Here is a 15038-nt window from a genome sequence, read left to right on the forward strand (position 1 = left end):
TGAATTAAAGTTACCCATATAGCAATCATTAGCGACAAACGACGAGACCCCTGCTCATGTCAGACAAAAAATCCTCCAGCGGCGAAAAACTCCTGTACTGCTCGTTTTGCGGCAAGAGCCAGCACGAAGTCAAGAAGCTCATCGCAGGACCGTCCGTGTTCATTTGCGATGAGTGCATCGATTTGTGCAACGACATCATCCGCGACGAGACTTCGAGCGTGGAAAGCGTGACGGGCAGCGCCAAGTCGGATTTACCGACGCCCCATGAGATCGCCGCCTTGCTCGATCAATATGTGATCGGCCAGCAAACGGCCAAGCGCATCCTGTCGGTGGCGGTGTACAACCACTACAAGCGCCTCAAGTATCTGGGCAAGAAAGACGACGTCGAACTGGCCAAGTCGAACATCCTGCTGGTGGGCCCGACCGGCTCCGGCAAGACCTTGCTGGCGCAGACACTGGCGCGCATGCTCAACGTGCCCTTCGTCATCGCTGACGCCACCACCCTGACCGAAGCGGGCTATGTCGGTGAAGACGTCGAGAACATCATCCAGAAGCTGCTGCAAAGCTGCAACTACGATGTCGAGAAGGCCCAGCGCGGCATCGTCTACATCGATGAAATCGATAAAATTTCGCGCAAGTCGGACAATCCATCGATCACCCGGGACGTCTCCGGTGAGGGCGTGCAGCAGGCGCTGCTGAAATTGATCGAAGGCACCATGGCCTCGGTGCCGCCGCAGGGCGGGCGCAAGCATCCAAACCAGGACTTCGTGCAGATCGATACCACCAACATCATGTTCATCTGTGGTGGCGCCTTTGATGGCCTGGTAAAGATCATTCAAAACCGTTCCGACAAGGGGGGCATTGGTTTTTCGGCTGCGGTCAAGAGCCAGAGCCAGCGCGCCGCTTCGGATATCCTGCTCGAAGCCGAGCCGGAAGACTTGATCAAGTTCGGCCTGATTCCCGAGCTGGTGGGCCGCCTGCCGGTGGTCGCCACGCTGGCTGAACTGACCGAAGATGCGCTGATCCAGATTTTGGTCGAGCCGAAAAATGCATTGATCAAACAGTATTCCAAATTACTGGAAATGGAAGGCGCGGAATTGGAAATTCGTCCGGCGGCCATGCACGCCATTGCCCGCAAAGCATTGGCGCGCAAGACCGGCGCGCGCGGTTTGCGTTCGATTCTCGAACACGCATTGCTCGATGTGATGTATGAACTGCCAACGGAGCAAAATGTCGTCAAAGTGGTGATTGATGAAAATACGATCACGAACGGCGCAAAACCTTTGCTGATTTACAGTGAAACCGCGAAAGCCTCTGGAGAAAATTAAGAATTTCATGCGCGCACACAACAAAAAGGGTGTTGCGCGCTAATTCTTGGCGGTACAATTTATCTCAATAAAAGAAGCCGGCTTCAATCGAAAAGCCACTCGCGGACCTCCGTGGAGTGGCTTTTTGCATTTCGGTGTTGAAGTGATTTTTTTGCATTCACGTTTGTAATCTCTGCGAGACCGGGCGGTGTGCGTTACGGGGGCGGTTTTTAATTACCGCGCCGAAAATATTTTTGCAATCCGGCCTTGTTTTTGTGCAGCGAGCGCCAACATCGTAATCACGCTTTCTATAAGGTATGCCATGACAACTCCTAAATTAACCGAGCAAACGACGCTGCCCTTGTTGCCGTTACGCGACGTGGTCGTCTTTCCTCATATGGTAATACCCTTGTTCGTTGGTCGTCCCAAATCCATCAAGGCGCTTGAAGCGGCCATGGAGCAGGGCAAGAGCATCATGCTCGCCGCCCAAAAGGCTGCCGCCAAGGATGAGCCATCGGCCTCCGATATCTATGAGATCGGTTGTGTCGCCAATATTTTACAAATGTTGAAACTGCCCGACGGTACCGTCAAGGTGCTGGTCGAAGGGGCCCAGCGTGCCCGCATCAATCATATCAGCGATGCGCCTTCGCATTTCATCGCCGAGCTGACCCCGATCACCTCGGAAGTGGGCGACGATTCCGAAGTCGAAGCGATGCGCCGTGCCATCGTTCAGCAGTTCGATCAATACGTCAAACTGAATAAAAAGATTCCTCCCGAAATCCTCGCTTCGCTCGCTGGCATCGACGACGCCGGCCGCCTGGCCGACACCGTCGCTGCGCATCTGCCGCTCAAGCTCGAGCAGAAGCAAGTGATCCTAGAGATTTTCAACGTCGCCAAACGCCTTGAGCACTTGCTCGGCCAGCTCGAAGGCGAGCTCGACATTTTGCAGGTAGAAAAACGCATCCGCGGCCGCGTCAAGCGGCAGATGGAAAAGTCGCAGCGCGAGTACTACCTCAACGAGCAGGTCAAGGCCATCCAGAAAGAACTGGGCGAGGGCGAGGACGGCGCCGACATCGACGAGCTGGAAAAGAAAGTCATCGCCGCCAAGATGCCGAAAGAGGCGCTCGACAAGGCCACTGCCGAACTGAAAAAACTGAAATTGATGTCGCCCATGTCGGCCGAAGCGACCGTGGTGCGCAATTACATCGACACCCTGGTCAACTTGCCGTGGAAGAAAAAATCGAAGGTCAACAATGACCTGGTCAATGCCGAGAAAGTGCTCGAAGGCGACCACTACGGGCTCGACAAGGTAAAAGAACGCATCCTTGAGTATTTGGCAGTGCAACAGCGCGTCGACAAGCTCAAGGCACCGATCCTGTGCTTCGTCGGCCCGCCAGGCGTGGGTAAGACTTCGCTGGGGCAATCGATCGCCCGTGCCACCAACCGCAAGTTCGTGCGCATGGCTTTGGGTGGTGTGCGTGACGAAGCCGAAATCCGCGGGCACCGTCGTACCTACATCGGTTCGATGCCAGGCAAGGTGTTGCAATCGCTGGCCAAGGTGGGCGTGCGCAATCCGCTGTTCCTGCTCGACGAGATCGACAAGATGGGCGCCGATTTCCGCGGCGACCCGTCGTCAGCCCTGCTCGAGGTGCTGGACCCGGAACAGAACCACACCTTCTCGGACCACTACATCGAAGTCGATTTCGATCTGTCGGATGTGATGTTTGTGGCGACCTCGAACTCCTACAATATTCCGCCGGCGCTGCTCGACCGCATGGAAGTCATTCGCCTGTCCGGTTACACGGAAGATGAAAAGACCAGCATCGCCCAGCGTTACCTCTTGCCGAAACAAATCAAGGCAAACGGTTTGCGCGAAGATGAAATCACCATCGCTGAATCGGCGCTGCGCGATATCATCCGGTACTACACCCGCGAAGCGGGCGTGCGTTCGCTCGAGCGCGAAGTATCGAAAATCTGCCGCAAGGTGGTCAAGATGCTGTTGCTGAAAAAGTCGGACAAGAAGGTCGCTGTCAGCGACAAGAACCTCGACAAATTCCTCGGCGTGCGGCGCTATGATTTCGGTGTCGCCGAAAAGGAAAATCAGGTCGGCCAGGTGGTCGGACTGGCGTGGACCGAAGTCGGTGGCGACTTGCTGACGATTGAAGCGGTGCAGATGCCTGGCAAGGGCGTGGTGGTGAGCACCGGCACCTTGGGTGACGTCATGAAGGAATCGATACAGGCGGCCCGCACGGTGGTGCGCTCGCGGGCGAACCGGGTTGGCATCAAGAATGAAGTGTTCGAGAAATCGGATATCCACATTCACGTGCCGGAAGGGGCAACGCCGAAAGACGGTCCGTCCGCCGGTATTGCCATGACAACTGCGATGGTGTCCGTATTTACCGGCATTCCGGTGCGTGCGGATGTCGCCATGACCGGTGAAATCACCCTGCGCGGCGAAGTGCTGCCGATTGGCGGCTTGAAGGAAAAACTGCTGGCAGCCCAGCGCGGTGGCATCAAGACCGTCTTGATTCCTGAGCAGAACGTCAAGGACCTCGCCGAGATCCCGGACACTGTCAAGAACAAGCTCGAGATCATTCCCGTGCGCTGGATTGACAAGGTGCTGGAAATTGCCCTCGAGCGGCCACCGCAACCGATCGTCGAAGCGCCGCCAGTGGCGGTCGCTGCAGCCACGGCGGCCGATGGGCAGGCTGAGGTAGTCAAGCACTAAAACGACAGCCGTGAGGCCGATCACAAACCGACAGGCGCCATGCAAATGGCGCCTGTTTTTTTCGGTCTTCAGTGTGATCTGCCCCGCTCAAAATGGCCGTTTCGACAAGCCGCCCTTGACAGCGGGGGAGGGCGGCTTGTTTAATACGCGCTGCGGATAATATTCTGCGGCGCAAAAGCGCCAAGCGATGATGGGGCGATTGGCGCGCCGTCGCCACCGGATCGGACCTCGAGTGAACAAGACAGAGTTAATTGAAGAAATCGCCAAATCGGCGGATATCACCAAGGCCTCGGCCACGCGCGCACTCGACGCCATGATGGCAGCGGTGACCAGCAGTCTGAAAGACAATGGCAGCGTCACCCTGGTCGGCTTTGGTACCTTCAGTGTGGGCGAGCGTGCCGCCCGCACCGGCCGCAATCCGCGCACCAATGAAGCATTGACGATCAAGGCGGCGAAAGTCCCCAAATTTAAAGCTGGCAAAGCGCTTAAAGATGCAGTAAACTAATTGCCTTTAGCGAGGTGACAATCGTTAAAGCGAACCGGCTTGACACCCGGTTGGGCAACACAGAGTATTTTTCGGAGTGGTAGTTCAGTTGGTTAGAATGCCGGCCTGTCACGTCGGAGGTCGCGGGTTCGAGTCCCGTCCGCTCCGCCATAATTCAGATCGCGCAGGCGTCGAATTTGAAGTTGAAAATACGAACAGCAGGAACAGCAGCAGCACCAAGGAGTGGTAGTTCAGTTGGTTAGAATACCGGCCTGTCACGTCGGGGGTCGCGGGTTCGAGTCCCGTCCGCTCCGCCAGCATAAAAGAAGAAAGGCGAACCTTGGTTCGCCTTTTTTTCGTCCATACTCGTACTCTGAATTTTTAATCGCATTCTCGACAAGAATTGGTTGACCATGTTTGAATTTATTCGCAATCACCAGCGCTGGATGTACGGCATTTTGCTGATCCTGATCGTTCCTTCCTTTGTGCTCGTGGGGGTGTCGAGCTATACCGACAAGGGCAGCGATGCCAACACGGTGGCCACGGTCGACGGCCAGAAAATCACCCAGCAGCAGTGGGACAATGCGCAGCGCTCGCAGATTGAACGCTATCGCCAGGCGATGGGCGACAAGTTCGACCAGAAGGTGCTCGATACCCCCGAAGCGCGCCAGGCCATTCTCGACAGCTTGATCAATGAACGGGTGATCACTGCCGAAATCGCTCGCAGCCACCTGACGGTGACCGACCCGGTGCTGGCGGCGTTTTATAGCGAAGCGTTCCAGGGCAATGTGCAGGAATACCAGGCCGCTGCCGCCCGCCTGGGGCTCACTACCGCCGGGCTCGATGCCCGCGTGCGCCGTGACCTCGCCGAGCAGCAGCTCAACAGCGCCATCCAGGCCAGTGCGTTCGCCCCCCGTACCATCGCCAGCCGCCTGTCGGACATGAGCGAGCAGGAACGCGAAGTGCAGGAACTGCTGTTCCCGGCGGCCCAGTACCTGGCCCAGGTCAAGGTGACGGACGCCATGGTCAAGGCCTTCTACGACAAGAACACCAAGCTGTTCGAGGTGCCAGCGAGCGTCAAGGCAGAATACGTGGTGTTCGACCCCGCATCGCTCGACAGCCAGGTCGCCGTCAGCGATGCCGAAGTCGAAGCCTTCTACAAGGCCAACAGCAGCCGCTTCGGTACCGCCGAGCAGCGCACCGCCAGCCACATCCTGGTGAAAGTGGCGCCCACCGCCACTGCGGCCGAGCGCGCCACTGCCCAGGCGAAAGCGCAAGCCATCCTGGCCGAAGTGCGCAAGGCGCCGGCGCAGTTTGCCAGCATCGCCAAAGCCAAATCGGAAGACGTCGGTTCGGCCGAGCTGGGCGGCGATTTGGGCGTGGTTGCCAAGGACACCTTCAGCAAGCCTGTCGAAGCGGCGCTCTACAAGCTCAAGCAGGGCGAGATCAGCGACCTGGTCAGCGATGAATACGGTGTGCATATCTTGACCCTGAGCGCTCTCAAGCCGGCCGCCATCAAGTCCTTCGATGAAGCCAAGGCTGACATCGTTGCCGAACTGAAAAAGCAAAAGCTGTCGAAGAAGTACTCGGAACTGGCCGAAGTGTTTACCAATACCCTGTACGAGCAGGCAGAAAGCCTCAAGCCTGCGGCTGACAAGCTCAAGCTGAAGGTCGAAACCATCGATGGGTTGACCCGCACGCCATCGCCAGCGCTGGCGCAGGCGCCATTTGCCAACGCAAAATTCCTCGCCGCCCTGTTCTCTGACGATGCCATCAAGAACAAGCGCAACACCGAGCCAGTGCAGGCTGGTCCGAATACCCTGATCGCCGGTCGCGTGATCGCGTTCAAGCCCGCGTCCAAGCGGCCGCTGGCGGAAGTCGATGCCGTCATCCGTCAACGGGTGACGATGGAAGAAGCGGCCAGCATGGCGCGCAAGGCGGGCGAAGCGAAGCTCGCTGCGGTCAAGGCGCGCGACGATGCCAGTGGTTTCGGCAGCGCCAATATGGTCAGCCGCAACAAGCAGCCGAGCATTGCGATGGCGGCGGCGATTGAAGTGCTGCGGGCCGATGTCAGCAAGCTGCCGGCGTATGTCGGTGTCGAGGTGCCAGGCCAGGGTTATGGCGTCTATCGCATCGGCAAGGTGGCGCAGGGCGCCGCGCCCGATCCGGCACGCCGCAAGGCGGAAATGGAACAGATCAATGGCGCCGTTGGCGCGCAGGACCTGTACCATTTCATCGATGGCTTGAAGCAAAAATCGAAGGTCAAGCTGACCCACGCGCTGCCAACAGCGACGTTGGCAACCAACTAAACCGGCCACAGCCGACTCTTGAAAGCCAGGTTCGCCTGGCTTTTTTATATTTGCGGCGCTCACTGGCTGTCAGGGAAAGACACTTGGTTCGTCTCCGCACAGACGGCACCATCGCGCGCTGACAAACTCGGTCCACCAATCGAATTTAACCCACGTGAAGGAAGCCCATGTCCAATGACCATACCAGCCAGGTTGCCGAACTGACCGACAAAATCAAATCGGTGCGTTTCGCCATGTTCACCACCACCGACCAGCATGGCCACCTGATCAGCCAGCCGATGACCAACCAGGAAGTCGACGCCGACGGCGCCCTCTGGTTCTTTACTTCCAGCAGCACCGAGCTGTGGCACAACATCGGCACCAGCCCCAACGTCAATGTCAGCTTCGCCGAACCGGAAGACGCCCTGTACGTGTCGATCAGCGGTGTGGCCGAACGCGTGGTCGAACGCGCGCGCATCGATGCGCTATGGAATCCGATGGTGGCCGCTTGGTTCCCGAATGGAAAAGATGATCCCCATGTGGTGCTGGTCAAGGTCGCATCGAGCACCGTGCAGTACTGGGACAGCAAGGAAAACAAGCTGACCCGCATGGTCGAAATGGCCAAGGCCGTCATCACCGGTTCGCGTCCGGCCCTCGATCCTGCCGATCACGGCCATATCAAGCTGTAAGTAACTACAGCAGCGGCGGCGCCATGCCGCCGCCAGCGGCGTGCAAGTCGATTTTCCCGATCAACGCGGCCATGCTTTTGCGGCAATCTCAAGGTAAGCTGTGCATGTGCGTGCGCAGCAGTCGGCGGCGCACAACGCCGCACTGCAGCCCCTTGACACTTTCACCGACCCTACCATGCCCATCGTCCGCAGCCTGCTTGAAACCGACCTCTACAAATTCACCATGTGGCAGGCGCTGCTGCACCGCCATCCCGCCACCCAGGCCGAATACGCGTTTGTCTGTCGTAACGAGCCAGCCTATCCGCTGGCCGAATTGCAGGCAGCGCTGGACGCCGAACTCGACCACCTGTGCACACTCCATTTTCTGGAAGACGAGGTGGCCTACCTGCGCGGCCTGCGCTTCATTAAAAGCGACTTCGCCGACTTCCTGACGGTGTTCCGTTTTCAGCGCAAATTCATCACGGTCACGCGCGAGGGCGCGCACCTGCGCATCCTGGCGCGCGGGCCCATCGTCCACGTGATGGGTTTCGAAATTTTCGTTCTGTACATCGTCAATGAGCTGTATTTTCGCCGCTTCGACCAGGCCAGCGCGCTCGCTGAGGCGCGTGGCCGGCTGGCCGCCAAGATCGTGCTGCTCGACCAGTTCGGTGCCCAGCCGCAGCAGCGCAACCCCTTCGAGTTTTTCGATTTCGGCGTGCGCCGGCGCTTTTCCGGCGCCTGGCATGAAGAGGTGGTGGCCACCCTGGCGCGCCAGGCGCCCCGTCACTTCAAGGGCACCTCGAATGTATGGCTGGCCAAGCGCTACGACCTGGTGCCCATTGGCACCATGGCACACGAATACATGCAAGCGTTCCAGTCTTTCGCCGTGCGCTTGCGCGATTTTCAGTCGGCCGCGCTGGAAGACTGGGTGCAGGAATACCGCGGCGACCTCGGCACCGCGCTCACCGACACGGTCGGCATGGACGCTTTCCTGCGCGACTTCGACCTGTATTTTGCCAAGCTGTTCGATGGCCTGCGCCACGATTCGGGCGATCCCTACGAGTGGGGCGAAAAGGCGCTGGCCCATTACGCCCGGTTGCGCATCGACCCGCAGACCAAGCGCCTGGTGTATTCGGACGGCCTCGATCTGTCCAGGGCCTTCGCGCTCTACCGCCATTTCGCCGGCCGTACCCAGACCGGCTTTGGCATCGGCACCAATCTGACCAACGACACCGGCCTGACGCCGCTGAACATCGTCATGAAGCTGGTCTCCAGCAATGGTCAGCCGGTGGCCAAACTGTCCGATTCACCGGGCAAGATGATGTCGCTCGATGCCACCTTTCTCGCTTACCTGGCACAAGTGTTTGGACGGCCGTATCCGTGAGCTGCTGACGCGAAATCAGTGACAGGCTCGGTTACAATGCCGCACCCTGCTGCTCACACCCTGCCCACCTTGCCTGAAAGCCGTTTATGAATGTTGCCGCCACCGTCGCTCTCGCTCTCGCCATGTCCACCGACGCCTTTGCCGCTGCCGTCGGCAAGGGAGCTGCCCTGCAAAAACCGCAGTGGAAGGAAGCCTTGCGCACCGGCCTGATCTTTGGTGTCATCGAAGGCATCACCCCGCTCATTGGCTGGGCCATGGGCCACGTCGCCGCCCCCTACGTCGAGGCGTGGGATCACTGGATTGCCTTCACCTTGCTGGCGGTACTGGGCGCGCGCATGGTGTATGCCGGCTTGCAGGCTGACGAGGAAGAAGCTGATAAACCCGCATCGCATTCGTTCGCAGCGCTGGCAGTGACGGGGTTTGCCACCAGCATCGATGCCATGGCGGTGGGCGCCAGCCTGGCTTTCCTGGGTGCCGATATCGCCCTTACCGCCGCCGCTATCGGCTTTTCCACCTTCGTGATGGTCACCATCGGCGTCATGGTGGGACGTGCGCTGGGCGCCATCGCTGGCAAGCGTGCCGAAATGGCGGGCGGTCTGGTGCTGATCGCCATCGGCTCGCTGATTCTGTATGAACACATCGGGCCGCACGCGGCAGCCGTGCCGCTGGCCTGAACGTTTGCCCGGCCATGCGGTCAAAGATCTATGGGTGGCGCCGGCTCGCATGGCGCCATCGGTGTACTTCAGTGCGATCTAAGTGTGCAGGCGTCTAGTCGACTGCTTGTACGATCACGTGTACGTTAACAATTGTCTTGCCCGATATCGTCGTGAGCATCGTTTGATTACCTGTACGGAGTGTCCATGCGCTTGTCCCCGACCACGTCTGCCGCATCCGCCGCATCCGCCGCACCTGCCGCCGCCAGCCCAGCGCAGCGTCCGCCCACGCTAGCGGGCAAAGCGAGCCCCGAAATAGCGCGACCGTGCGCCACGCCGTTTGGCAGCATTGCCTTGTTGCTGCAGGGCGGTGGCGCCCTCGGCGCCTACCAGGCCGGCGTCTATGAGCGCCTGCTCGAAGCGGGCATCGAGCCGACCTGGGTGGCCGGCATCTCCATCGGCGCCATCAACTGCGCCCTCATCGCTGGCAACCGCGCCGCCGACCGGGTCGACAAGTTGCGCCAGTTCTGGGAACAGGTCAGCCCCACCGACGGCTTCGGCATTGACGACTTTTGGTCGCAGTTTGCCGTCACCGACGACACCCGTGCCTTCATCAACCAGTGGCATGCCGCTACTGTTGTCGCCAACGGCGTACCGGGCTTTTTCGAGCCGCGTGTGCCGCCGCCGTATTTGCCGTGGGTGCGCAATAGCACCCCCAGCTATTACGACACCACGCCGCTGCGCGCCACGCTCGAGCGGCTGGTGGACTTTGACCGCATTAATGCCAAAGAGATGCGCTTTTCGGTGGGAGCTGTCAATGTGCGTACTGCCAATTTTGCCTATTTCGACAATGCTGTCGACACCATCGGTCCCGAGCACGTGATGGCCAGCGGTGCCTTGCCGCCGGCCTTTGCCGCCGTTGAAATTGCCGGCGAATATTATTGGGACGGCGGCCTGGTATCGAACACCCCGCTTGACTGGGTACTGTCGGGGCGTTCGGGGCTGGATACGCTGGTGTGGCAGGTCGACCTGTGGAGTGCAGACGGCAGCCTGCCTACCGACCTGGCCACGGTGGCCGTGCGCATGAAGGAAGTGCAGTATTCAAGCCGTACGCGGGCCGCCACCGACCATTTCAGGAACAGCGAAAAATATCGGGTGGCCTTCAACGAGCTGCTCGCCAACATGCCGCCGGAACTGGCGGCGACGCCGCAGGCGCGCCTGCTGGCCAGGGAATACGACCAGGCGCTTTATAACATCATCCAGCTGGTCTATCACTCACCAACCTACGAAGCGCAGTCGAAGGATTACGAATTTTCCCGCCGCACCATGCTCGACCACTGGCGTGCCGGCTATGCCGACGCCGACAAGACCCTGGACCACCCCGAAGTATTGCAACTGCCGCCGCAGGAAAAGAGTCCGGCGGTCTACGATTTTCTCAGTCGCCGGCACCCGCCAGCCGTCTCGATGGCTGACAGCGCCGCCCCCAGATCCCCACTCAAGGAGAGCACCTCATGACGACCCCAACGCTGATGGATAAAGTCGCTGTCATCACCGGCGCGGCCAGTGGCATCGGTAAGGATATCGCCCAGCTCTATGTTGCCCACGGCGCCAGGGTAGTAATCGCCGACCTCGACCTGACGGCGGCCAGCGCCACCGCCTTGCAGCTCGATGCCAGTGGCGCGCGGGCGATGGCGCTGCAGATGGATGTGACCGATGAAGCCGCCGTCGAAGCGGGCATCGCCGAGGTGGCCAGCCAGTTTGGCGGGGTCGATATTCTCATTTCCAACGCCGGCATCCAGATCGTCGGCCCGCTCGACAGCTATGCATTTTCAGACTGGAAAAAAATGCTGGCGATTCACCTCGACGGCGCTTTTCTGACCACCCGCGCCTGCCTGAAGCTGATGTATGCCCAGCAGCGCGGCGGCACCATCATTTACATGGGCTCGGTCCATTCGAAAGAAGCGTCCGTCCTCAAAGCACCGTATGTCGCAGCCAAGCATGGCCTGGTCGGTTTGTGCAAAGTGGTGGCGAAGGAGGGCGCCAAGCACGGGGTGCGCGCGAATGTCATCTGCCCCGGTTTTGTGCGCACGCCGCTGGTGGACAAGCAGATTCCCGAGCAGGCGCTCGCGCTTGGCATCAGCGAAGACGAGGTGGTCAGCAAGGTCATGCTGAAAGACACGGTCGATGGCGAATTCACCACCGTCGACGATGTTGCCCAGACCGCCTTGTTTCTGGCCAGCTTTCCCAGCAATGCCTTGACCGGGCAGTCAATCGTGGTCAGCCATGGCTGGTTCATGCAATAAGGCTGGCCTCCTTTTTGCCTGATCGCCCGTATTCGCACCATACATCGTATTTGGATCGCATATAGACGTAAGTGGCCCTGCCAGCTGATGCTTTTCGGAGGGCACGGCCTGCGCTATTGTTCGGGGTCGGGGTGCTGTTCGCGCATACCTGCGATGCGCCCTCGAAGCAGGACACTGAATTGCCGGCGTGCGTCGTGCACATCCAGCGATCGATGTCATGACGATGTCCTCGACGCATTTGCCATGGTTAAGGCCTTTCTTTGAGTGTGCGGCCGCCGACCTTGTATTCCTCGACCCGGCCGATACCGTGTTGGATGCGCTCGAGAAGCACACCTCGCATGGCGCAGGACGAACCCATTATATTGCGACTGAAACCGCAGCCTTGTCCTTACAGGCTTTCAACGCCGCCTTGCAAGCGCTGGGAACATCGCTGCGTGCGCAACGCAAGCCCGATTAGGGCGGCGCGATCGAGCGCGCGCCGGTTTCCATTGAACCGGCGCGCGACTGGTTTGAAGCACTGACAGCACCGACAGCACCGACAGCACTGACAGCACCGTTTACCAGCAGAATTTTCCCCGATCGGCAAGGCCGCGCCCTTGCAAGGCCAGCGCGCCGCTATACTCCCAGGGGCTGCACGTCCGCGTGCGCCAGCACTTTCGCATCCCTCTCCAGCCACTCGGAAAACGACCATGAGCAAGTACATACTGGCCCTCGACCAGGGCACCACCAGTTCGCGTGCCATCCTGTTCGACCGTCACGGCCGGCCCCATGCCTGCGCCCAGCAGGAATTGCGGCAGATCTATCCGCAACCGGGCTGGGTCGAACACGACGCCAATGACATTTGGACGGCGCAGCTGGCGGTGGCGCGCCAGCTGCTGCGTGAGCATGCCATCGATCCGGCCGAGATCGCCGCCATCGGCATTGCCAACCAGCGCGAAACGACGGTGCTGTGGGACCGCGCCAGCGGCGAGCCGCTGGCCAACGCGATTGTCTGGCAAGACCGGCGCAACAGCGGCCTGTGCGAACGCCTGCTCGAGCAGGGCCACGGTGCGCAAATCCAGCACAGCACCGGGCTGGTGGTCGATGCCTATTTTTCTGCCACCAAACTGGTTTGGCTGCTCGACAACATCGCCGGCGCCCGCGCCCGCGCCGAGCGCGGCGAACTGGCCTTCGGCACCATCGATTGCTGGCTGACCTACAAGTTCAGTGGTGCCCATGTCACCGACACCAGCAACGCCGCCCGTACCATGCTGTTTGATATCACGGCACTGCGCTGGGATCCCGCGCTGCTGGAATTGTTCAATATTCCACCGTCGCTGTTGCCCACCGTGGTCCCCAGTAGCGCGATCGCGGCCCATAGCCATGCAGAACTGCTGGGCCGGCGGTTGCCGATTGCCGGTATCGCTGGCGACCAGCAGGCGGCCACCTTTGGCCAGGCTTGCCTGCGCCCCGGCATGGCGAAAAATACCTATGGCACCGGCTGCTTCATATTGATGAACGTCGGCAGCGCGCCGATCGTTTCGCGTAATCGCCTGCTCAGCACGGTAGGCTGGAGCACCGCTGCGGACACTGCCACCAGCACCAGCTATCTGCTCGAAGGCAGCGCCTTTGTCGCCGGCGCTGCGGTCCAGTGGATGCGCGATGGCCTCGGCATCATCAGCCATGCGGCGCAAGTGGAGACGCTCGCCAACAGCGTGCCCGACACGGGCGGCGTGATGTTCGTGCCGGCATTTGCCGGGCTCGGCGCGCCATACTGGGACCCGCACGCGCGCGGTACCCTGGTCGGCATTACGCGCGGCACCAACCGCGCCCACATCGCCCGCGCCGCGCTGGAAGGGGTGGCCTACCAGAATGTCGATGTGCTGCGCGCGATGCAGGACGATGCCGATATCGCACTGGCCGAGTTGCGCGTCGACGGCGGCGGCAGCCGCAACGACTTGATGATGCAGTTTCAGGCTGACATACTTAACGTCGCCGTGGTGCGACCGGTGGTGACGGAAACCACCGCGCTGGGCGCCGCATATCTGGCCGGGCTGGCGGTGGGCTTTTGGGCATCGCAGGAAGAAATCGCCAGCCAGTGGCAGGTGGCGCGCCGTTTCGAGCCGCGCATGGGCGCCGACGAACGACAAGGCCGGCTGCACAACTGGCAACGCGCGGTCGACCGTTCGCGCCTGTGGAACGAGGGCGGCGCCGTCAGTTCGCCGTCTTGAGCAGGCGCGAGACGGTCGACTGGTGCCAGGTGCGTCCGAGTGCCGTCTTGACGCCACGCCGGTTGAGCTCCTCGGCGATCTGCGCCATCGTCATGGCCTGCGCCTGCAGGCGGCGTATTTCCGGCAAGATGGCAGCGGCAAACGCCAACGCCTTTTCCGCATTGCGCGCCTGGCCCAGCGCCTGCGCCTGCGGCAGATTGGTGCGATTGCCCAACTGGACACCCTGGGCCTTCAGGTCGGCCAGCGCCGACTTGGTGCGCGCAGCGATCAGCTTGCGCTCCTTTTCCGACAGTGCGGCGAACAGGTGCAAAATAAAGGGATCGGTGTCTATTCCCAGCTCGGCGACGATGAATGGCGTGCCGGCTGCCATCAAGCCGGAGATAAAGGCGACGTCGCGGCTGAGACGGTCGAGCTTGGCCACGATCACCGGGCAACGCTGCTTGGCGGCCTGGGCCAGCGCGCGGCGCAGGCCGGGCCGCTCATCCATGCCCAGCTTGCCGCTGGCGACTTCGCTGATGACGTCGCCCAGTTCAAATCCCTCGGCAGCGGCAAAGTCGCTGATGGCCTTGCGCTGCGCCGCCAGCCCCAGGCCCGAGCGGCCTTGTTCGCTGGTGGAGACGCGCAGGTAAGCGATGGCAAATTTCATGCGGGTCCTTGAAGTCGTAATATATGCACTGATTATATGAGCATTTAGCGGTTGCATACAACGCCCGTGCTTGCTAATTTTCCGCTCAAGAAAGACGAAGCAGGGCGCTGAAGCAGGGATGAAGGGGGAAGGGCGCTTGCATAGACCAAATGGCGTGCGAAAAAGGTCCATTTCTGGGTGATGGCGCGGGCCAGCGCGCTTCATCGCACTGCGGGCTGGCGTTGTCGATGCGCGTCACGTACGCTGCGCGGCAAGATGTATGACGGGCTGCGCAGCACTGCGGACACAGCGGAGCAATGCGGCAGGTTCAACGTGGTCAATCCGCGCATGGCAGCGCGCCATGCCGGCGCGCTACCGGCAAACCCCG

The 15038-nt window shown here is 60.5% G+C and carries 12 protein-coding genes and 2 tRNA genes; 13 read left to right on the plus strand and 1 reads right to left on the minus strand.

The features are described from left to right. Nucleotides 1–56 precede the first annotated feature (56 nt). The 13 genes from clpX to glpK all read left to right on the plus strand — a co-directional run bounded on the left by clpX (nucleotide 57) and on the right by glpK (nucleotide 14025). Nucleotides 57–1328 carry an ATP-dependent Clp protease ATP-binding subunit ClpX gene (clpX, locus tag ACP7BZ_RS10045; protein ID WP_426112625.1) on the plus strand — a complete coding sequence of 424 codons (1272 nt, stop codon included), beginning with the start codon at nucleotides 57–59 and terminating at the stop codon, nucleotides 1326–1328. Between the two features lie 301 nt (nucleotides 1329–1629). Beyond that, nucleotides 1630–4035, plus strand: coding sequence for an endopeptidase La (lon, locus tag ACP7BZ_RS10050; protein WP_426112627.1), 2406 nt, complete (start codon nucleotides 1630–1632; stop codon nucleotides 4033–4035). 232 nt (nucleotides 4036–4267) lie between these two features. Continuing rightward, entirely contained in the window at nucleotides 4268–4540 is a 273-nt protein-coding gene (locus ACP7BZ_RS10055) for an HU family DNA-binding protein (RefSeq protein WP_426112629.1), read from the plus strand. 73 nt (nucleotides 4541–4613) lie between these two features. Then, nucleotides 4614–4690: transfer RNA gene (locus ACP7BZ_RS10060), tRNA-Asp, on the plus strand. A 69-nt stretch (nucleotides 4691–4759) separates the two neighbouring features. Next, nucleotides 4760–4836 (plus strand) — tRNA-Asp (locus ACP7BZ_RS10065). Nucleotides 4837–4932: 96 nt separating this feature from the next. Beyond that, on the plus strand, nucleotides 4933–6828 hold the full coding sequence (locus ACP7BZ_RS10070; protein ID WP_426112631.1) for a SurA N-terminal domain-containing protein: 1896 nt from the start codon (nucleotides 4933–4935) through the stop codon (nucleotides 6826–6828). A 167-nt stretch (nucleotides 6829–6995) separates the two neighbouring features. After that, a complete protein-coding gene (locus ACP7BZ_RS10075) occupies nucleotides 6996–7496 on the plus strand; it encodes a pyridoxamine 5'-phosphate oxidase family protein (RefSeq protein WP_426112633.1) in 501 nt (166 codons plus the stop codon). A 175-nt stretch (nucleotides 7497–7671) separates the two neighbouring features. Next, entirely contained in the window at nucleotides 7672–8859 is a 1188-nt protein-coding gene (pncB, locus tag ACP7BZ_RS10080) for a nicotinate phosphoribosyltransferase (RefSeq protein WP_426112635.1), read from the plus strand. Nucleotides 8860–8945: 86 nt separating this feature from the next. Then, nucleotides 8946–9533 carry a manganese efflux pump MntP gene (mntP, locus tag ACP7BZ_RS10085; RefSeq protein WP_426112637.1) on the plus strand — a complete coding sequence of 196 codons (588 nt, stop codon included), beginning with the start codon at nucleotides 8946–8948 and terminating at the stop codon, nucleotides 9531–9533. A gap of 186 nt (nucleotides 9534–9719) precedes the next feature. Continuing rightward, a complete protein-coding gene (locus ACP7BZ_RS10090; protein ID WP_426112639.1) occupies nucleotides 9720–11027 on the plus strand; it encodes a patatin-like phospholipase family protein in 1308 nt (435 codons plus the stop codon). After that, entirely contained in the window at nucleotides 11024–11815 is a 792-nt protein-coding gene (locus ACP7BZ_RS10095; protein ID WP_426112641.1) for a 3-hydroxybutyrate dehydrogenase, read from the plus strand. The genes ACP7BZ_RS10090 and ACP7BZ_RS10095 overlap by 4 nt, the downstream gene beginning before the upstream one ends. Nucleotides 11816–12032: 217 nt before the next feature. Beyond that, nucleotides 12033–12272: a hypothetical protein gene (locus tag ACP7BZ_RS10100; RefSeq protein ID WP_426112643.1), complete on the plus strand. Its 240-nt coding sequence runs from the start codon at nucleotides 12033–12035 to the stop codon at nucleotides 12270–12272. 232 nt (nucleotides 12273–12504) lie between these two features. After that, nucleotides 12505–14025, plus strand: coding sequence for a glycerol kinase GlpK (gene glpK / locus ACP7BZ_RS10105; protein ID WP_426112645.1), 1521 nt, complete (start codon nucleotides 12505–12507; stop codon nucleotides 14023–14025). On the opposite strand, the gene ACP7BZ_RS10110 is transcribed toward glpK, so the two are convergent. Beyond that, nucleotides 14009–14671: a recombinase family protein gene (locus ACP7BZ_RS10110; RefSeq protein ID WP_426112647.1), complete on the minus strand. Its 663-nt coding sequence runs from the start codon at nucleotides 14669–14671 to the stop codon at nucleotides 14009–14011. The two genes, glpK and ACP7BZ_RS10110, sit on opposite strands and share 17 nt — an antisense overlap. Nucleotides 14672–15038: the final 367 nt, after the last annotated feature.

Origin of the sequence: Massilia sp. PWRC2, assembly GCF_049896725.1 — a bacterium.
Lineage (GTDB): Bacteria > Pseudomonadota > Gammaproteobacteria > Burkholderiales > Burkholderiaceae_D > JAFCUW01.

Excerpts from the sequence above, each read along its gene's own strand:
- clpX (WP_426112625.1), top strand. The coding sequence starts at position 57 with ATGTCAGACAAAAAATCCTCCAGCGGCGAAAAACTCCTGTACTGCTCG.
- lon (WP_426112627.1), top strand. The coding sequence starts at position 1,630 with ATGACAACTCCTAAATTAACCGAGCAAACGACGCTGCCCTTGTTGCCG.
- ACP7BZ_RS10070 (WP_426112631.1), top strand. The coding sequence starts at position 4,933 with ATGTTTGAATTTATTCGCAATCACCAGCGCTGGATGTACGGCATTTTG.
- ACP7BZ_RS10075 (WP_426112633.1), top strand. The coding sequence starts at position 6,996 with ATGTCCAATGACCATACCAGCCAGGTTGCCGAACTGACCGACAAAATC.
- pncB (WP_426112635.1), top strand. The coding sequence starts at position 7,672 with ATGCCCATCGTCCGCAGCCTGCTTGAAACCGACCTCTACAAATTCACC.
- mntP (WP_426112637.1), top strand. The coding sequence starts at position 8,946 with ATGAATGTTGCCGCCACCGTCGCTCTCGCTCTCGCCATGTCCACCGAC.
- ACP7BZ_RS10090 (WP_426112639.1), top strand. The coding sequence starts at position 9,720 with ATGCGCTTGTCCCCGACCACGTCTGCCGCATCCGCCGCATCCGCCGCA.
- ACP7BZ_RS10095 (WP_426112641.1), top strand. The coding sequence starts at position 11,024 with ATGACGACCCCAACGCTGATGGATAAAGTCGCTGTCATCACCGGCGCG.
- ACP7BZ_RS10100 (WP_426112643.1), top strand. The coding sequence starts at position 12,033 with ATGACGATGTCCTCGACGCATTTGCCATGGTTAAGGCCTTTCTTTGAG.
- glpK (WP_426112645.1), top strand. The coding sequence starts at position 12,505 with ATGAGCAAGTACATACTGGCCCTCGACCAGGGCACCACCAGTTCGCGT.
- ACP7BZ_RS10110 (WP_426112647.1), bottom strand. The coding sequence starts at position 14,671 with ATGAAATTTGCCATCGCTTACCTGCGCGTCTCCACCAGCGAACAAGGC.